Annotated in this window: 16 protein-coding genes; 9 read left to right on the top strand and 7 right to left on the bottom strand. The window is 60.8% G+C overall.

Features of this window, described 5'->3' with window-relative positions; genetic code table 11:
- Positions 1–39: 39 nt before the first annotated feature.
- On the bottom strand, positions 40–882 hold the full coding sequence (locus NK667_RS19465; protein ID WP_054615775.1) for an alpha/beta fold hydrolase: 843 nt from the start codon (positions 880–882) through the stop codon (positions 40–42).
- A gap of 509 nt (positions 883–1,391) precedes the next feature.
- Here NK667_RS19465 and arfB point away from each other — a divergent pair.
- The gene (gene arfB, locus NK667_RS19460; RefSeq protein ID WP_007920134.1) at positions 1,392–1,805 is read left to right on the top strand and encodes an alternative ribosome rescue aminoacyl-tRNA hydrolase ArfB; all 414 of its coding nucleotides are present in this window, start codon (positions 1,392–1,394) and stop codon (positions 1,803–1,805) included.
- On the opposite strand, the gene NK667_RS19455 is transcribed toward arfB, so the two are convergent.
- The 6 genes from NK667_RS19455 to phhA all read right to left on the bottom strand — a co-directional run bounded on the left by NK667_RS19455 (position 1,802) and on the right by phhA (position 6,226).
- Entirely contained in the window at positions 1,802–3,001 is a 1,200-nt protein-coding gene (locus tag NK667_RS19455; protein WP_054049244.1) for an MFS transporter, read from the bottom strand. The two genes, arfB and NK667_RS19455, sit on opposite strands and share 4 nt — an antisense overlap.
- A 104-nt stretch (positions 3,002–3,105) precedes the next feature.
- Positions 3,106–3,288, bottom strand: a complete 183-nt coding sequence (locus NK667_RS19450) for a hypothetical protein (RefSeq protein WP_054049614.1) — start codon at positions 3,286–3,288, stop codon at positions 3,106–3,108.
- 76 nt (positions 3,289–3,364) lie between these two features.
- Positions 3,365–3,496, bottom strand: a complete 132-nt coding sequence (locus NK667_RS32580; protein WP_256207532.1) for a hypothetical protein — start codon at positions 3,494–3,496, stop codon at positions 3,365–3,367.
- Between the two features lie 273 nt (positions 3,497–3,769).
- Complete coding sequence (locus NK667_RS19445) at positions 3,770–4,963, bottom strand: amino acid aminotransferase (protein ID WP_054615774.1); 1,194 nt, start codon at positions 4,961–4,963, stop codon at positions 3,770–3,772.
- On the bottom strand, positions 4,963–5,319 hold the full coding sequence (locus NK667_RS19440) for a 4a-hydroxytetrahydrobiopterin dehydratase (protein ID WP_054049248.1): 357 nt from the start codon (positions 5,317–5,319) through the stop codon (positions 4,963–4,965). The genes NK667_RS19445 and NK667_RS19440 overlap by 1 nt, the downstream gene beginning before the upstream one ends.
- Positions 5,320–5,434: 115 nt before the next feature.
- Positions 5,435–6,226, bottom strand: coding sequence for a phenylalanine 4-monooxygenase (phhA, locus tag NK667_RS19435; RefSeq protein WP_054049250.1), 792 nt, complete (start codon positions 6,224–6,226; stop codon positions 5,435–5,437).
- A gap of 406 nt (positions 6,227–6,632) precedes the next feature.
- Between phhA and NK667_RS19430 the strand changes: the two genes are divergently transcribed.
- The 8 genes from NK667_RS19430 (at position 6,633) to NK667_RS19395 (ending at position 16,965) form a co-directional block, all read left to right on the top strand.
- Complete coding sequence (locus NK667_RS19430) at positions 6,633–8,195, top strand: sigma-54-dependent transcriptional regulator (protein WP_054615773.1); 1,563 nt, start codon at positions 6,633–6,635, stop codon at positions 8,193–8,195.
- 358 nt (positions 8,196–8,553) lie between these two features.
- Positions 8,554–9,294 (top strand): flagellar basal body rod protein FlgF, encoded by a 741-nt coding sequence (locus tag NK667_RS19425; protein WP_054615772.1) that lies wholly within the window; start codon positions 8,554–8,556, stop codon positions 9,292–9,294.
- Between the two features lie 46 nt (positions 9,295–9,340).
- On the top strand, positions 9,341–10,126 hold the full coding sequence (gene flgG / locus NK667_RS19420; protein WP_054049256.1) for a flagellar basal-body rod protein FlgG: 786 nt from the start codon (positions 9,341–9,343) through the stop codon (positions 10,124–10,126).
- Positions 10,127–10,177: 51 nt separating this feature from the next.
- Positions 10,178–10,873, top strand: coding sequence for a flagellar basal body L-ring protein FlgH (gene flgH, locus NK667_RS19415; RefSeq protein ID WP_054049258.1), 696 nt, complete (start codon positions 10,178–10,180; stop codon positions 10,871–10,873).
- A gap of 27 nt (positions 10,874–10,900) precedes the next feature.
- Complete coding sequence (locus tag NK667_RS19410; protein ID WP_054049260.1) at positions 10,901–11,989, top strand: flagellar basal body P-ring protein FlgI; 1,089 nt, start codon at positions 10,901–10,903, stop codon at positions 11,987–11,989.
- A gap of 11 nt (positions 11,990–12,000) precedes the next feature.
- Entirely contained in the window at positions 12,001–13,308 is a 1,308-nt protein-coding gene (flgJ, locus tag NK667_RS19405) for a flagellar assembly peptidoglycan hydrolase FlgJ (protein WP_054615771.1), read from the top strand.
- 23 nt (positions 13,309–13,331) lie between these two features.
- Complete coding sequence (gene flgK / locus NK667_RS19400; protein ID WP_054049263.1) at positions 13,332–15,374, top strand: flagellar hook-associated protein FlgK; 2,043 nt, start codon at positions 13,332–13,334, stop codon at positions 15,372–15,374.
- Positions 15,375–15,387: 13 nt separating this feature from the next.
- Positions 15,388–16,965 (top strand): flagellar hook-associated protein 3, encoded by a 1,578-nt coding sequence (locus NK667_RS19395; RefSeq protein ID WP_054049265.1) that lies wholly within the window; start codon positions 15,388–15,390, stop codon positions 16,963–16,965.
- Positions 16,966–17,050: the final 85 nt, after the last annotated feature.

Here is a 17,050-nt window from a genome sequence, read left to right as displayed (position 1 = left end):
TGATTTCAATGTTTACAGTGGAATCTGTGGTGGCAGCAATTACTTTTCATCCAGGAAGCTCTGCACCGACGCATTGAAAAACGCCGGGTCCTGGATAAACGCGAAATGGCTGACATTCGGCAGGATCAGCAGGCCGGCGCCGGGGATGGCCGATGCCATGTACTCGGTGTGTTCGCGTTTGATCGCCTCGTCGTGGTCGCCGTCAACGATCAGTACCGGGCTTTTGATTTTCGCCAGGTCTTCGCTGGTCCAGTTTGGTTGGCTCGCCCACATGTGGCTGATTTGCTCTACGAACGCATCGTATTCCTTGGGCGTCGGCGACAGCTTCGCGTATTCCTTGCCGGCGCGTTCGATGTAGGCGGCGAAGGTCGGGTTTTTCTCGACGCCTTCCTTAACCCCCGAGGTCTGGGTGTTGGCGGCGAAGGCGAACACTTTGCCGACGCGCTGCGGATAGCGCATCGCCAGATCCAACCCGAGAATCGCGCCGTCACTCCAGCCCACGAAGTCGGCACGCTCGATCTTCAGTTTGTCGAGCACCGCGATGACGTCGTCCGCCATCAAGTCATAACCGTAAGGTCGCGCATCTCGGGAGCTGCGACCATGGCCACGGCTATCGAGTGTGATGACGGTGTGCTTCGCCGAAAGAGCCTTGACCTGATTGCCCCAGTAATCGGAGTTGGCCAGACCGCCGTGCAGCAGCACGACGGGAGAGCCATGGCCGGAGATTGAGTAATAGAGCTTGATGCCGTTGACGTCGGCGCGACCGGTTTTGGCGCTGGTGATCGGGGCAGGGGTGGCCGGCAGTGTTTCCCACCGTTCGACGGCGTGAGCCGCGTTGAATGACAGCAGCAGGTAGAAAGCAGCAAGCAAGCGATGAGGCATAGGTCTCTCCGTTAAAAAGGCCTGATCGGCGTGATCCGGACTCTTTAGCGTAGAACCCAACTGCCAGAAGGCCAGGCACTACGAAGCGCGGCGCTTACACGAAACCCTGTAGGAGCGAGGCTTGCCCGCGAAGGCGTCAGCACATTCAACATTGATGTCGACTGACCCACCGCTTTCGCGAGCAGGCTCGCTCCCACAGTGGATCTGCGCCAAACACACTGCCCGCGAACACCACCCAACCCCTGTAGGAGCGAGGCTTGCCCGCGAAGAGGCCGGCACATTCAGCATTGATGTTGGATGTGCCGACCTCTTCGCGAGCAAGCCCGCTCCCACAGTGGATTTGTGTCGAACACAGCATCCGCGAACACCACCCAACCCCTGTAGCAGCGAGGCTTGCCCGCGAAGGGGCCGGCACATTCAGCATTGATGTTGGATGTGCCGAAGCCTTCGCGGGCAAGCCTCGCTCCTACAGGGTATTCTGGCGACTCTGAATACGGACGCTTTTTTCCATGCTGGTAATCTCCAACAACGTGCATCTGCCGGATGCCGAGATCGAGTTGACTGCTATTCGTGCCCAGGGCGCGGGTGGGCAGAACGTCAACAAGGTCTCCAGCGCCATGCACCTGCGCTTCGACATTCCGGCTTCGTCATTGCCTGAGTTCTACAAAGAACGCTTGCTGGCGCTGCGCGATAGTCGCATCACCAGCGACGGCGTGTTGATCATCAAGGCCCAGCAATACCGCACGCAGGAAGCCAATCGCGCGGATGCGCTGGAGCGGTTGGTCGAGTTGATCCTCAGCGCCACCAAAGTCGAAAAGAAGCGCCGCCCGACCAAGCCGACCCTCGGTTCGAAGAAGCGTCGGCTGGAATCGAAGACCAAGCGCGGCAGCATCAAGGCTGGGCGCGGCAAGGTCGATTTCTAACGGGCGTCTCGTTCTTCGCGATACTTTGGCGCTTGCCGATACAAGTAGACGCTCAGTGCCAGACCGCTCAACGCAGCGAGAGCGGCGAACAGGAAGATCGACGCAAAGCCGAATCCCGCCGCAATTGCACCGGCCAGGGGCCCGGTGATCCCCAGCGACAAATCGATAAACAATGAATAGGCCCCAACCGCCGCGCCTCGACTGGACGCCGGCACCAGGTTGACCGCTTCCACACCCAGCGCCGGGAACACCAGCGAGAAGCCAAAACCGCTCAACGCCGCTCCCGCCAATGCCCAATGCGCATCCGGTGCGAGCCACAGCAGCAACAGCCCCAAGGTTTCCACCGACAGGCAGGCAATCGCCACGCGAAAGCCGCCAAGACGGTTGATCAGGTTGCCGAACAGCAGCCGCGCACCAATGAAGCTGGCACCGAACAGGCTCAAACAGAGCACCGCGTTCGACCAATGCTGCGTGGCGTAATACAGAGTGATGAAGGTGGCGATGGTGCCGAAACCGATCGAGCCCAGCGCCAGGCCGCAGCCGTGCGGCAACACCCGACCCAGCACATGCATAAACGGCAAGCGTTCACCGACCACAATCGGCGCGGCAGTTTTCGGCCAAGCCAGCGCCAGTCCCAACACGGCCAGCAGCACGATGCTCACGCCCATGCTCCACAAACCCATTTGGTCGACCAGCAGCACCCCCAACGGCGCGCCAATGGCGATGGCGCCGTAACTGGCGATGCCGTTCCAGGAAATAACTTTGGCAGTGTTCGCCGCGCCGACCCGGCCGATGCCCCAGCCGATCGAGCCCGAGCCTACGAGGCTTTCCGCGCTGCCCAGCACCAGTCGGCCGATCAACAGGCTGATCAGGCTGAGCATCGGCAGGCTTTGGGTCCAGGCCGAAATCAGCATGAACACACCACTCAAACCGCAACCGGCGAGGCCGTACATCACCGCCAGTTTGCTGCCCTTGTTGTCGATGATGCGCCCGGCGTAAGGCCGGCTGAGCAGGGTGGCCAGGTATTGCACGCTGATCACCAGCCCGGCGATCACCGCGCCGAAACCCAGGTCGCTGTGGACGTAGCCCGGTAATACGGCGAGGGGAATGCCGATGTTGAGGTAGCCGATGAAGGTGAACAGGACGATGGAAACGACTTGCAGCGTGACCGCCAGGGGGCGCTGGTTTTCTGACATGGGTAAAAGTCCACGGGGCAGCAGGATAGATAGGCTGCTTATGATAGCGGCGCGAAGGGCGGGCGGTCGTGGAAAAGTAAAACTATTTGCCGGACGGGGATGTATCAGGATTTGGCGGGAGCGACCAGTTGCGTGGTGACCAGAGCGGCGAGGGCGTTTTCTTCGCTGCCGAAACGGGCCAGCAGGGCGGCTTGTTTTTCCGGGGAGAGGCGATTCCAGATCTCGATCATTTTCTCGGCGGTGCCGATCAGAACGCTGGCCTGTGTTTCAGAAAAATCATCGGTCATGGCGGGGTGCTCGGGGTTCAGGCGGTGTGGAAAGCGCATGTTAGCGCTTTCCACACGGTCTGGCATTGCAGGTGTTTCAGTCTTCGCTGTCAGCCTTTCGACTGTCAGTGGCTTCTTTCGGCTCAGGCTGTTGGGCACTGGCTTGTTGCGGGGTTGTCTGCTCAGTTTCGTGCAGGCTTGGGAAGGGGAGATTAGGGATCTCGTGCATGTTCGCGCTCCTCGCAAAGTCTGTTGATAGATCTGGTAGATCCGCGCTTTTACAAAGCTTGGGCAGGATACAGCAGGACAAATGACAAATAGACTTTTATATCCATTTGTTTCGACGGATGGGATTGTCTAGACAGGTCAATAGCAATTACGCAAATCAAATGTGGGAGCGGGCTTGCTCGCGAATGCGGTGTGGCAGTCAATGTTTATGTCGACTGACACTCCGCATTCGCGAGCAAGCCCGCTCCCACAGGGGGATGTGTAATGGCCTGGATTACTTGCAGACTTCAGCAATCGCCTCGGCCAGCAGCGCCAGGCGTGTTGCATCGATGCCCGCCACGTTGGCCCGGCCGGAGTTGACCATGTACACGCTGTGATGATCGCGCAGCTGTTTAACCTGGTCCGCCGTCAGCCCGGTGTAGGAGAACATCCCGCGTTGCACGCCGATGTGCGCGAAGCGCTCGCGCAAGCCGTGCGGCTCAAGGGCGTCGAGCAAGCCGCTGCGCAGTTGCGCGATACGCAAACGCATGGCTTCCACTTCGTCGGCCCAGAGGCTTTTCAGCTCCGGGTCGCCGAGGATGGTCGCGACCACGGCAGCACCGTGATCCGGCGGCGTCGACCACAGGTTGCGGGCGATGTTGGCCAGTTGGCTGCGAATATCCACCAGTTTCTCAGCGGTCTTCGCGCAGACGATCAGCGCACCGGTGCGGTCGCGGTACAGGCCAAAGTTCTTCGAGCAGGAGCTGGTGATCAGCACTTCCGGCAATGCGTCGACGAACAACCGGGTAGACCAGGCGTCCTGTTCCAAACCATCACCAAAGCCTTGGTAAGCGAAGTCGATCAGCGGCAGCAGGTCGCGGCGGCGCACCACGTCGAGCACCCGGCGCCAATCGTCATGGGACAGATCGAAACCGGTCGGGTTGTGGCAGCAGGCGTGCAGCAGCACCACGTCGCCCTTGGGTGCTTCATTGAGCACAGCAAGCATCGCGTCAACGTCGAGACGATTGTCGCTACCCACGTACGGGTAGTGACTGACCTTGACCCCGGCCGTGGCGAAAATCGTTTCGTGGATCGGCCAGGTCGGGTTGCTCAACCAGACGCCACGGCCCGGCAGCATTTGCGCGATGAAATCCGCGCTCAAACGCAGCGCGCCAGTGCCGCCCGGCGTCTGGGTGACGCCGGCACGTTGCTCGGCGATCAGCGCCGAATCGGCACCGAGCACCAGCTCGTTCATGACTTTGCCAAACGCCGGCTCGCCGTGACCACCGATGTAGGTCTTGGTGGTCTGGCGATCCACCAGGCGCGCCTCGGCGAGTTTCACCGATTGCGGAATCGGCGTCAGGCCCTGGGAATCTTTATAGACGCCCACGCCAAGGTCGAATTTGCGCGGGTTGGGGTCCTGCGCATAGGCCTCCATCAGGCCGAGAATCGGGTCGCCGGGTACTCGGCCGATGGCGTCGAAATGCATTATTTGCGGCCCTCGGCGTCCTTGGCCACGTCATCAGTGCGCGCGGCCATGATGAAGTCGTTGCGGTGCAGGCCCTTGATGGAGTGGCTCCACCAGGTCACGGTGACTTTGCCCCACTCGGTCAGCAGGCCCGGGTGGTGACCTTCGGCCTCGGAGATTTCACCGACCGCGTTGGTGAACGCCAGGGCGTGCTTGAAATTCTTGAACAGGAAAACCTTTTCCAGCTGCATCACGCTGTCGCGAACTTCGATGTTCCAGTCCGGGATCTGCTTGATCAGTACCGGCAGTTCTTCGTCGCTGACCTGAGGGGCGCCGGCTTGGCAGGCTTCGCAGTGGGCTTGGTTCAAAGCGGACATGGTCTGTTTCCTGTATCGAATGTTTTTTTATATGGGCTTTATCGGCCGTCAATGCCGACACGCTAAACCAAAGCCGCGCCGACTGACAGGCTCACTTGTCAGTAAAAGTCGCGGTTCACGCGGCCTTGGGTTTCGGTGGGAATTTCGGTGCGTGCAAGCCCAACTGCATGCCTTGCTTGACCATGGCCATGATGTCTTCGTGGGCCACGTCGAACAGGCGCTTGAGGTTGGGCAGCACAAAGTACAGCGGCTGCAGGATGTCGATGCGATACGGCGTGCGCATGCATTCCAGCGGATCGAAGGCTTGATGCTCCGGTTCGTCCGACATGCAGTAAACAGTTTCTTTAGGCGAGGACAGAATGCCGCCGCCGTAGATGCGCAGGCCCTCTGGGGTATCGACCATGCCGAACTCGATGGTCATCCAGTACAGGCGCGCCAGGTACACGCGTTCTTCCTTGGTGGCCTGTAGGCCGAGTTTGCCGTAGGTGTGGGTAAATTCAGCAAACCACGGGTTGGTCAGCAGCGGGCAGTGACCAAAGATCTCGTGGAAAATGTCCGGCTCTTGCAGGTAATCCAGCTCTTCGCGGGTGCGGATAAACGTCGCCACCGGAAACTGCTTGTTGGCGAGCAATTCGAAAAAGGTCTGGAAGGGGATCAGCGCCGGAACCCGGGCCACTTGCCAACCGGTGGTTTCACCGAGGACTTTGTTGATCTCACCCAGTTGCGGAATGCGGTCGTGGGGCAGACCGAGTTTTTCGATACCGTCCAGGTACTCCTGGCACGCACGCCCTTCAATCACTTTCAGTTGGCGAGTGATCAGCGTGTTCCACACCGCATGTTCTTCGGCGGGGTAGTCGATAAAACCTTGCGCATCGGGCTCGCGAGCCACGTATTGCGTCTGCTTCATGCTGCTCTCCTGCTAGGGGGAAGTCGTTCTTGTTATGTACAGCTATGGACTTAGAGATACCCCAAGGCGTGCGGTGATGCAGCAAGTGGTTCGGGTCGCGTGTAGGAGAAATCCGTATTTTTCGTAAAGTTTTCGTTACGGATTGGCGGTTGTGGCGCAGGTATTGAGTTTTCCGGGTTTGAAAAGCGCTCTGGGTGTCACATAATCTTGACGACTATCTGAGTGTCCTCGCAGAAAAATACCCCCGAGGACACCGCAATCCCCCTTGTGGGAGCGGGCTTGCTCGCGAAAGCGGTCTGTCTGGCACATTAATGTTGGATGTGCCGGCGCCTTCGCGAGCAAGCCCGCTCCCACAGGGTGAAGTGTTTGGCATCCAATTCACTCACCGCTTTTTCAGGCCTTTTATATGCGTATCAAAGTCCACTGCCAAAACCGTATCGGCATCCTGCGCGACATTCTCAACCTGCTGGTGGAATACGGGATCAACGTCGCGCGCGGCGAGGTCGGCGGTGAGCATGGCAACGCGATCTACCTGCACTGCCCGAACCTGATCAACATCCAGTTCCAGGCGTTGCGTCCGAAATTCGAGGCGATTGGCGGGGTATTCGGCGTCAAGCGTGTAGGGCTGATGCCCAGTGAACGTCGGCACATGGAGCTCAACGCGTTGCTCGGCGCTCTGGAATTCCCGGTGTTGTCGATCGACATGGGCGGCTCGATCGTCGCGGCCAACCGCGCGGCGGCGCAGTTGCTCGGAGTGCGGGTGGACGAGGTGCCGGGGATTCCCTTGTCCCGTTACGCCGAAGATTTCGATTTGCCGGAACTGGTGCGCGCCAACAAGTCGCGGATCAACGGACTGCGGGTGAAGGTCAAGGGTGACGTGTTTCTCGCCGACATCGCCCCGCTGCAATCGGAGCATGACGACAGCGAGGCCATGGCCGGCGCGGTGTTGACGTTGCACCGGGCGGATCGGGTCGGCGAGCGCATCTACAACGTGCGCAAACAAGAGCTGCGCGGTTTCGACAGCATCTTCCAGAGTTCGAAAGTCATGGCCGCAGTGGTGCGCGAGGCCCGGCGCATGGCGCCGCTGGATGCGCCTCTATTGATAGAAGGCGAAACCGGCACCGGCAAAGAACTGCTGGCGCGGGCCTGTCACCTGGCGAGTCCGCGAGGGCAGTCACCGTTGATGGCGCTTAATTGCGCTGGTCTGCCGGAATCCATGGCCGAGACCGAGTTGTTCGGTTACGGCCCTGGCGCCTTCGAAGGGGCGCGGGCCGAAGGCAAGCTCGGGCTGCTGGAGCTGACGGCGGGCGGTACGTTGTTTCTCGATGGCGTTGGGGAAATGAGTCCGCGCTTGCAGGTGAAATTACTGCGCTTCTTGCAGGACGGTTGCTTCCGCCGTGTAGGCAGTGATGAAGAGGTTTACCTGGACGTGCGGGTGATCTGTGCGACCCAGGTGGACTTGTCCGAGTTGTGCGCCCGCGGCGAGTTTCGCCAGGATTTGTATCACCGCTTGAACGTGCTGTCGTTGCACATCCCGCCACTGCGCGAATGCCTCGACGGTTTGACGCCGCTGGTGGAGCACTTCCTCGACCAGGCCAGTCGGCAGATCGGTTGCCCGCTGCCGAAACTGGCGCCGACGGCCATGGAGCGGCTCAGTCATTACCATTGGCCGGGCAATGTGCGGCAGTTGGAAAACGTGTTGTTCCAGGCGGTTTCGTTGTGCGAAGGCGGGACCGTCAAGGCCGAACACATTCGCTTGCCGGACTACGGCGTGCGTCAGCCGCTTGGCGACTTCTCGCTGGAAGGCGGGCTGGATGCGATTGTCGGGCGCTTCGAGAAAGCGGTGCTGGAGCGGTTGTATTCCGAGCATCCGAGCAGTCGGCAGTTGGGCAAGCGGTTGGGGGTTTCGCATACGACCATTGCCAATAAGTTGCGTGAGTATGACGTCGGCAAAGAGCCCGGCGCTTAGCGCTTTGTAGCAGCTGTCGAGCACCGCGAGGCAGCGTTCGGCGACAAAGTCGTCGTGAAATCAGACCGAGCGTTGTGTCATGTCGACCGCGTGCCTAGGGTTTACGACGACTTCGTCGCCGAACGCAGCCTCGCGGTGCTCGACAGCTGCTACGGGGCTCGTGAGGCTGAGCCTTGCCACCAAACGGCATAACACCGCCGGTTTTTCGACTTCGACACAATCCCTTCATCCCCTCCAAACCCCTCAAGTCCTTTGTTTGCCGGGCCCCGGGCCGTCAGAAAAAAGTTGGTCTGCAAATTGCTTAAGGCTCATCAGTACAGCAGTGGGCGGCAAACGTCCGGCATGCAGAGGATTAAGTGTGGATAAGTACCTTTATGTGGCAATGACCGGCGCCAGCCAGAATGCACTGGCGCAGAAGGCTCACGCGAACAACCTGGCGAACATCTCCACCAACGGTTTTCAAAAGGACCTGGAACAGGCCCGTTCGATGCCGGTGTTTGGTGACAGCTTTCCGGCGCGTGCCTTTGCCATGAGCGAACGTCCGGCCACTGACTTCTCGCCAGGTTCGATGGTGGAGACTGGTCGTGACCTCGACGTGGCCGTGACCGGCAACGGCTGGATCGCGGTGCAGAGCCCCGATGGCAGCGAAAGCTACGTGCGCACCGGCAGCCTGAACATTGACGCCCTCGGCGTGCTGCGTGCCGGCAACGGCATGCCGGTGATGGGCAATGGCGGGCCGATTGCCGTGCCGCCCGAGCAGAAAATCGAAGTGGGCGAAGACGGCACCATCAGCATTCGTTCGATGGGCGAAGGCCCGCGCGTGATGGCCGAAATCGACCGCATCAAACTGGTCAACCCAGACCTGAAGAACATGACCAAAGGCCTGGATGGTTCGATCCACACCAAGGACGGCAAACCGGCGCAAGCCGATGCAGGCGTCAAGCTGGTGTCCGGGTTCCTGGAGTCGAGCAACGTCAACGCCGTGGAAGAAATGACCTCGGTGCTGGCCTTGTCGAAGCAGTTCGAGCTGCACATCAAGATGATGAACACCGCCAAAGACGATGACCAGGCCATGGCTCGGGTCTTGCAGATCAGCTAATTACCAGAACGTCGCGCCGTAAAACAGGCGCACGAGGAGAATCGAAATGCTTCCGGCTCTATGGGTTGCCAAAACAGGTCTGTCCGCCCAGGACACTAACCTGACCACCATTTCCAACAACCTGGCGAACGTATCGACCACGGGTTTCAAACGTGATCGCGCCGAGTTCCAGGACTTGCTGTACCAGATCAAACGCCAGCCAGGCGCCCAGTCGACCCAGGACAGCGAACTGCCGTCCGGTCTGCAATTGGGTACCGGTGTGCGCATCGTCGGCACCCAGAAAAACTTCTCGGCCGGCAGCCTGCAAACCACCGAGCAGCCGCTGGATTTGGCGGTCGACGGTCGCGGTTTCTTCCAGATTCTGCAACCGGACGGCACCACGTCCTACACCCGTGACGGCACGTTCCACCTCGACTCCAACGGCCAGATTGTGAACGCCAGCGGTTTCGCCCTGGAACCAGCGATTGTCATCCCGAACAACGCCCAGACCTTCACGGTCGGTACTGACGGCACGGTGTCCATCACTGTTCCTGGCAACCCGGCTTCCCAGGTGATCGGCAACTTGCAAACCGCCGACTTCATCAACCCGGCCGGCCTGCAAGCCGTGGGTAACAACCTGTTCCTGGAAACCGCTGCCAGTGGCGCGCCGCAAGTCGGCACGCCGGGCCTGAACGGTTTCGGTACCACGCTGCAGAACACCCTGGAAGGTTCCAACGTCAGCACCGTTGAAGAGATGGTCAACATGATCACCACTCAGCGCGCCTACGAGATGAACTCCAAGGTGATCTCCACCGCCGACCAGATGCTCTCGTTCGTAACGCAGAATCTGTAATCAAGTCTATGGGGCGGCCATCGGTCGCCAGCAACACCGTGAGGTAGGGTCATGAATCGCTTTGTATCTGTTCTGGCACTGAGTGGGGTAGTCGCACTCGCGGGCTGCGTCGCGCCGACGCCCAAGCCCAATGACCCGTATTACGCCCCGGTGTTGCCGCGCACGCCGTTGCCGGCTGCCGCCAACAATGGCTCGATCTATCAGGCCGGTTTTGAACAGAACCTGTACAGCGACCGCAAGGCTTTCCGGGTTGGTGACATCATCACCATCACCCTGAACGAAAGGACCCAGGCCAGCAAAGGCGCCAACTCGCAGATCGACAAGACCAGCAAGACCGGCATCGGCCTGTCTTCGCTGTTTGGCGGTGGCTTGAGCACCAATAATCCGGTGGGCAGCGGCGACCTGAGCCTGGACGTCGGCTACAGCGGCGACCGTGCCACCAACGGCGCCAGCAAGTCCGGCCAGAGCAACAGCCTGACCGGCTCGATCACCGTGACCGTCGCCGACGTCTTGCCCAACGGCATTATTGCCGTGCGCGGCGAGAAGTGGATGACCCTCAACTCGGGCGATGAGCTGGTGCGGATTGCCGGCCTGGTGCGCGCCGATGACATCGCCACCGATAACACCGTGTCGTCGACCCGCGTCGCCGATGCACGTATCACCTATTCGGGCACCGGTGCGTTTGCCGATGCGAGTCAGCCAGGCTGGTTCGACCGTTTCTTCCTCAGCCCGCTGTTCCCTTTCTAGGTGGCTACGTTGAACTTCAGAAGTCTCATGGTCGCTGCCTTGTTGATGTCCGCAGCCTTCACCGCTCAAGCCGAGCGGTTGAAGGACATCGCCAGCATTTCCGGCGTGCGGTCCAACCAATTGATCGGTTACGGCCTGGTGGTCGGGCTTAACGGCACCGGCGACCAGACGACCCAGACCCCGTTCACCCTGCAGACCTTCAACAACATGCTCTCGCAGTTCGGGATCAAGGTACCGCCGGGTTCGGGCAACGTGCAGTTGAAGAACGTCGCGGCGGTGTCGATCAGTGCGGACTTGCCGGCGTTTGCCAAGCCGGGTCAGCAGGTCGATATCACCGTGTCCTCCATCGGTAACTCCAAGAGCCTGCGCGGCGGCACCTTGCTGCTGACGCCACTTAAAGGTATCGACGGCAACGTCTACGCCATCGCCCAGGGCAACCTGGTGGTCGGCGGTTTCGATGCCGAAGGTCGTGACGGTTCGAAGATCACTGTCAACGTTCCGTCGGCCGGTCGTATCCCTGGCGGTGCGTCGGTCGAGCGTTCGGTGCCGAGCGGTTTCAACCAGGGCAACAGCCTGACCCTGAACCTCAACCGTTCCGACTTCACCACCGCCAAGCGCGTGGTCGACAAGATCAACGACCTGCTCGGTCCTGGTGTTGCCCAAGCTATCGACGGCGGTTCGATCCGCGTCACCGCGCCACTCGATCCGAGCCAGCGCGTCGACTACCTGTCGATCCTCGAAAACCTTGAAGTCGATCCGGGTCAGGCGGTGGCGAAAGTCATCATCAACTCGCGGACCGGCACCATCGTGATCGGCCAGAACGTGAAAGTGTCCCCGGCCGCCGTGACCCACGGCAGCCTGACCGTGACCATCACCGAAGACCCGATCGTCAGCCAGCCCGGTCCTCTGTCCAATGGGCAGACGGCGGTCGTGCCGCGCTCGCGGGTCAACGCCCAGCAAGAAGCCAAGCCAATGTTCAAGTTCGGTCCGGGCACCACCCTCGACGAAATCGTTCGTGCGGTGAACCAGGTCGGCGCGGCGCCAGGTGACTTGATGGCCATCCTTGAAGCACTGAAACAGGCCGGCGCGCTGCAAGCCGACCTGATCGTGATCTGAGGACCGCACCCATGGACATGCGCAAGAGCGGCACGCTCAGCACCAGCGACTCGGGTTCTTACTCCGACCTCAATCGTCTGAACCAGCTCAAGATCGGCGACAAAAACAGCGACGGCAACATGCGCAAAGTAGCGCAGGAATTCGAATCGCTGTTCCTCGGTGAAATGCTCAAGTCCATGCGCTCGGCCACCGACGAACTGGGCAAGGACAATCCGCTCAACACGCCGGCTGCCAAGCAATACCAGGAAATGTCTGACCAGCAGATGGCCGTGTCCATGTCTCGCGAAGGCGGCGGTATTGGCCTGGCGGACGTGTTGATGCGTCAGATGTCGAAGAACAAACCGCTGGCTCCGGGTGAGGCAGCGGCGAACTCCGCAGCCAAGCAGGAAGCAGCGAAAGCCAAGGTCGAGGCAGTCACCACGCCGGTAGCCGCCGGTACGGTCGCCACGAACGGCCCGTTGTCGCGCCTTAACGGCGAGCGTCCATTGTGGGCTTCGCGTGGGGTCAAGGCGCCGACAGCGACGGCCGCTCACAGCAATGACGTGGCGCTGCTCAACCAGCGGCGCCTGGCCTTGCCGCCGAGACTGGCCGACCGTTTGCTCGCCGGCCTGGTGCCGTCCACCGCGACCAGCACCACAACCGCCGCCACCTCCCTGAAAAACCTGTTGCCTGAGCGCGCCACCGCTACGGCGACCGGTACTGGTCCGTTGTACAACGGCGACTGGCTGCCGTCGCCAACGTCATCGGCGTCGAGCGGGCAGATGCAGATTTACGGTCGCGCGATGGCGCAGATTCCTCTCGCACCGGCCAAGAAAGCGTTCAGTTCCGCCGACGAATTCGTCAACACCATGCTGCCGATGGCCAAGGAAGCTGCCGACCGGATTGGCGTCGATCCGCGTTACCTGGTGGCCCAGGCCGCGCTCGAAACCGGTTGGGGCAAATCGGTCATGCGCGCCCAGGATGGCAGCAGCAGTCACAACCTGTTCGGGATCAAGACCGGCAGCAGTTGGAAGGGTGATTCGGCGCGGGCGATCACCAGCGAATTCAGGGATGGCGCGATGGTCAAGGAGACGGCCGAGTTCCGTTCCTACGCCTCTTACAAGGACAGCTTCCATGACCTTGTGACGTTGCTGCAATCCAATAATCGCTATCAAGATGTCGTGAAGTCGGCCGATAACCCAGAACAGTTTGTGCGTGAGTTGCAAAAGGCCGGTTATGCAACCGACCCGAACTACGCCAGCAAGATTTCGCAGATAGCCAAGCAGATGACGAGTTACCAAAACTACGCTGCGGCGGGCGCTACCACCACGCCTTTATAGGCACAAGGCATAAGGTCTGAACCATGAGTTTGCTCAATATCGGGATGTCGGGTCTGGCGGCTAGCCAATCCTCCCTGGCTGTCACAGGCAACAACATTGCCAACGTCGACACCGCCGGTTATTCACGTCAGCAAACCGTGCAGGGCACCAAGGCCTCGCAGCAGTACGGGAACGTCTTCATCGGCACCGGTACGACCCTGGCGGATGTGCGCCGGGTGTACAACTCTTACCTCGATTCGCAATTGCGCACGGCCACTTCGCTGAACAGCGAAGCCGCCTCGTACCTGGACCAGGCCACGCCACTCGACGCCTCGCTGTCCGACACCAACACCGGCCTGACCGGCGTGTTGCAGAAGTTCTTCACATCGATGCAGGGCGTCTCGACCTCGGCGACCGACGATACCTCGCGCCAGTCGGTACTGACCGGCGCCCAGGCGTTGAGCGCGCGTTTCAACAGCATCGCCAAACAGTTGAATGACCAGAACACCACCATCAATGGCAGCCTGGCTGACATGGCGGCCCAGGTGAATAAACTGGCGACCTCGATTGCCAACCTGAACCAGAAGATCGGCGAAATCTCCACCAGCGGTGGCCAGCCGAACGACCTGCTCGACACCCGTAACGAAGCCGTGCGCCAACTGTCCGAGATGGTCGGTGCGCAAGTCGTCGAGCGCGGCACCAGCTACGACATCTACGTCGGCAGCGGCCAGCCATTGGTGATGGGCAACACCACCAATACCCTGGAAACCGTACCGAGCAAGGACGATCCGTCGCGCATGGCGCTGCAGATGAACCGTGGTTCCAGCACCATCGACATCACGTCGGTGGTTAGCGGCGGCGAAATCGGCGGTCTGCTCAGTTACCGCAAGGAAGTGCTGGATCCGTCGCTCAATGAACTGGGGCGTGTGGCCCTGGTCGTGGCTGACCAGATCAACAGTCAGCAAGCGCAAGGCATCGACAAGAACGGCGAGTTCGGCGCGGCGATCTTCAACAACATCAACAGCGCCGCGCTGATCAGTCAGCGCAGCATCGGCAATGCGAGCAACAGCGCCGGTTCCGGCAACCTGGATGTCACCATCAAGGACACCGGCAAGCTGACCACCAGTGATTATCAGGTGACCTTCAGCAGCGCCACGGACTACAGCGTCAAGCGTTCCGATGGCACCGACATGGGCACCTTCAGCACCACGACCACGCCGCCACCGGTGATCGACGGTTTCAGCCTGTCGCTGAACGGCGGTGCGCTGAGCGCTGGCGACAGCTTCAAGGTGACCCCGACTCGCGGCGCGGCAGCAAGCATCCAGACCGTCCTGACCGACCCGAAAAAAATCGCAGCGGCCGCTCCGTTGACCGGTTTGGCCAGCTCCAAGGCGACCGGCACCTACACCCAGCCGGCGCTCAGCAGCACCCTCGATATCTACAACTCGGCGAACCAGGCCGAGATGCAGACCGCGCTCAAGTACTCGACGCCGGTCAAGATCACCTTTGGTGCCCCAAGCGGTGGCAGCCAGACTTACACCATGACCGACGCCAAGGGCACCTCAATAGGCAGCGGCACCATTGTTCCGGGCCAGGACAACACCCTGAGCCTGAAAGTACCGATGGTCGATGCCAGCGGCAATCCGATCACCGACGGCGGTACGCCGGCGGTGCAGAAGACGTTCACTGTGCAGACCACCGTGGGTGGTTCGCCAGGCACTGGCGAGAGCTTCTCCATGTCGCTGACCGGTGCGGCGTCCTCGGACAACCGCAACGCCCAGGCATTGGTCGGCCTGCAAACCAAGCAGACCGTGGACACCGGTTCGGCGAGCAAGGGCATCAGCCTGACCGACGCCTACAACACGCTGGTGACCAACGTCGGCAGCAAGGCTGCACAGGGCAAGTCCGACAGTGCCGCCACCACGGCGATCCTGACTCAGGCCAAGGGCGCCCGTGATTCGCTGTCCGGGGTCGACCTGGATGAAGAAACCGGCAACCTGGTCAAATACCAGCAGTACTACACCGCCTCTTCGCAGATCATCAAGGCTGCGCAGGAAACTTTCAGCACGCTGATCAACAGCCTTTAAGGAGTCGTAATTCATGCGCATTTCCACCGCCCAGTATTACGAGACAACCGCTGCCAACTATCAGCGCAACTTCAACAAGGCGATCGCGACCAGCAACGAAGCCAGCAGCCTGACCCGCGTCAACACCGCCGCCGATGATCCGCTTGGTGCCGGTCGTTTGCTGCAGTTGGGTCAGCAGAGTGCAATGCTGGATCAGTACACCAGCAACATCAGTTCGACAAAGAGTTCGCTGAGTCTGCAAGAGACCACCCTGGACTCCATCGGCACTGCGTTGCAGCGCGCCAAGGAAATCGCCCTCAGTGCCAACAACGGCATTGCCACCGACGATGACCGTAAAGCCTATGCAGCGGAATTGGGCCAGATCCAGCAACAAGTGCTGGGCCTGATGAACTCCAAGGATTCATCCGGCAATTATCTGTTCTCCGGTTCGAAAACCGACACCCCGCCGTACTCGCAGAATTCCGACGGCACCTACACCTACAACGGTGACCAGACCAGCATCAACCTGGGCATCGGCGACGGCTTGACCGTGGCCAGCAACACCACCGGCTGGGACGCGTTCCAGCAAACCATCAACACCAGCCGCACCCAGGCGGCCATGACCGCGCCGGCGGTGGATGATGGTCGCGTGGTCCTGTCCAACGGCCAGGTGACCAACAGCGCCACCTACGACGCCAAGTTCGCCAGCGGCCAGCCGTACACGGTCACCTTCCTGAGCAGCACTCAGTTGAAGATCACCGACGGGCTGGGCAACGACGTCACGACCGAGGCCAGCCAGAACGGCGCGTTCAGCAACAGCAACGGCGCCAACCAGGTGGTCAACTTCCGTGGCGTTGACCTGAACCTGAACATCAACCTCAAGGCGGGCGACGTAGCGGACACGGTCATTGCTGGCCACACCTTCCAGCTGACGGCTAATCCTGACTCCATCGGGGCGGTGCGCAGCGCCGGTAACCCGTCTACTGCCGTCATCACCGGCGCCACCGTGACCAACCCGACGGCCTACAACGCGGCGTTCCCGTCGGGCGGGGCGGTCCTCAAGTTCACCAGCGCCACCGCGTTTGATTTGTACGCGGCGCCAGTGACGGCCGACAGCCGTCCGGTATCGTCGGGTGCCGTCGTGGCCGGGCCTCCTGCCACCGCCACCGCAGCCGGCGTGACCTTCGCCCTGGGCGGCGGCACACCGGCCGCCGGCGACCAGTTCGCCGTGCAGGCCAATGATCACCAGACCCAGAACGTGCTCGACACCCTGGGCAAGATGATCAACGCGATGAACTCGCCGGTCGACGGCAACACCGTGGCCAAGCAGCAATTCCAGGCCGCCATGGATTCGGGCATTGCGAATCTGGACAGCGCGAGCAACCAAGTGGGCTCGGCCGTTACTTCGATTGGTGCGCGCGGTCAGACGCTGGACGATCAGTCCACGACCAACCAGAGCCTGAGCCTGGCGAACACCGCCACCCAGGGCTCGATTCGCGACTCCGATCCTGCCGAAGTGATGACGCGCCTGACCCTGCAACAGACCATGCTGCAAGCCGCGCAACTGGCGTTCAGCAAGATCACGTCGCTGGGCCTGTTCAACAAGATCTGATGCTGGCCGGGCGCCCTGGCGCCCGGGCCGCTGACCCTCGAATATCTACCGTCTTTTTCCGCGGTTCAAAGGGCTCGCTTTTCCA

This window comes from Pseudomonas nunensis (assembly GCF_024296925.1).
GTDB classification, from domain to species: Bacteria; Pseudomonadota; Gammaproteobacteria; order Pseudomonadales; family Pseudomonadaceae; genus Aquipseudomonas; species Aquipseudomonas nunensis.
This window is presented reverse-complemented; position numbering and strand designations above follow the sequence as displayed.

What these genes read in the sequence shown, in the direction of transcription:
- NK667_RS19410 (WP_054049260.1), top strand. Translation starts at nt 10,901, where the DNA reads ATGGTCGCTGCCTTGTTGATGTCCGCAGCCTTCACCGCTCAAGCCGAG.
- NK667_RS32580 (WP_256207532.1), bottom strand. Translation starts at nt 3,496, where the DNA reads ATGCACGAGATCCCTAATCTCCCCTTCCCAAGCCTGCACGAAACTGAG.
- flgK (WP_054049263.1), top strand. Translation starts at nt 13,332, where the DNA reads ATGAGTTTGCTCAATATCGGGATGTCGGGTCTGGCGGCTAGCCAATCC.
- NK667_RS19430 (WP_054615773.1), top strand. Translation starts at nt 6,633, where the DNA reads ATGCGTATCAAAGTCCACTGCCAAAACCGTATCGGCATCCTGCGCGAC.
- NK667_RS19445 (WP_054615774.1), bottom strand. Translation starts at nt 4,963, where the DNA reads ATGCATTTCGACGCCATCGGCCGAGTACCCGGCGACCCGATTCTCGGC.
- flgH (WP_054049258.1), top strand. Translation starts at nt 10,178, where the DNA reads ATGAATCGCTTTGTATCTGTTCTGGCACTGAGTGGGGTAGTCGCACTC.
- flgG (WP_054049256.1), top strand. Translation starts at nt 9,341, where the DNA reads ATGCTTCCGGCTCTATGGGTTGCCAAAACAGGTCTGTCCGCCCAGGAC.
- NK667_RS19395 (WP_054049265.1), top strand. Translation starts at nt 15,388, where the DNA reads ATGCGCATTTCCACCGCCCAGTATTACGAGACAACCGCTGCCAACTAT.
- NK667_RS19465 (WP_054615775.1), bottom strand. Translation starts at nt 882, where the DNA reads ATGCCTCATCGCTTGCTTGCTGCTTTCTACCTGCTGCTGTCATTCAAC.
- NK667_RS19450 (WP_054049614.1), bottom strand. Translation starts at nt 3,288, where the DNA reads ATGACCGATGATTTTTCTGAAACACAGGCCAGCGTTCTGATCGGCACC.
- flgJ (WP_054615771.1), top strand. Translation starts at nt 12,001, where the DNA reads ATGGACATGCGCAAGAGCGGCACGCTCAGCACCAGCGACTCGGGTTCT.
- NK667_RS19455 (WP_054049244.1), bottom strand. Translation starts at nt 3,001, where the DNA reads ATGTCAGAAAACCAGCGCCCCCTGGCGGTCACGCTGCAAGTCGTTTCC.
- NK667_RS19440 (WP_054049248.1), bottom strand. Translation starts at nt 5,319, where the DNA reads ATGTCCGCTTTGAACCAAGCCCACTGCGAAGCCTGCCAAGCCGGCGCC.
- phhA (WP_054049250.1), bottom strand. Translation starts at nt 6,226, where the DNA reads ATGAAGCAGACGCAATACGTGGCTCGCGAGCCCGATGCGCAAGGTTTT.
- arfB (WP_007920134.1), top strand. Translation starts at nt 1,392, where the DNA reads ATGCTGGTAATCTCCAACAACGTGCATCTGCCGGATGCCGAGATCGAG.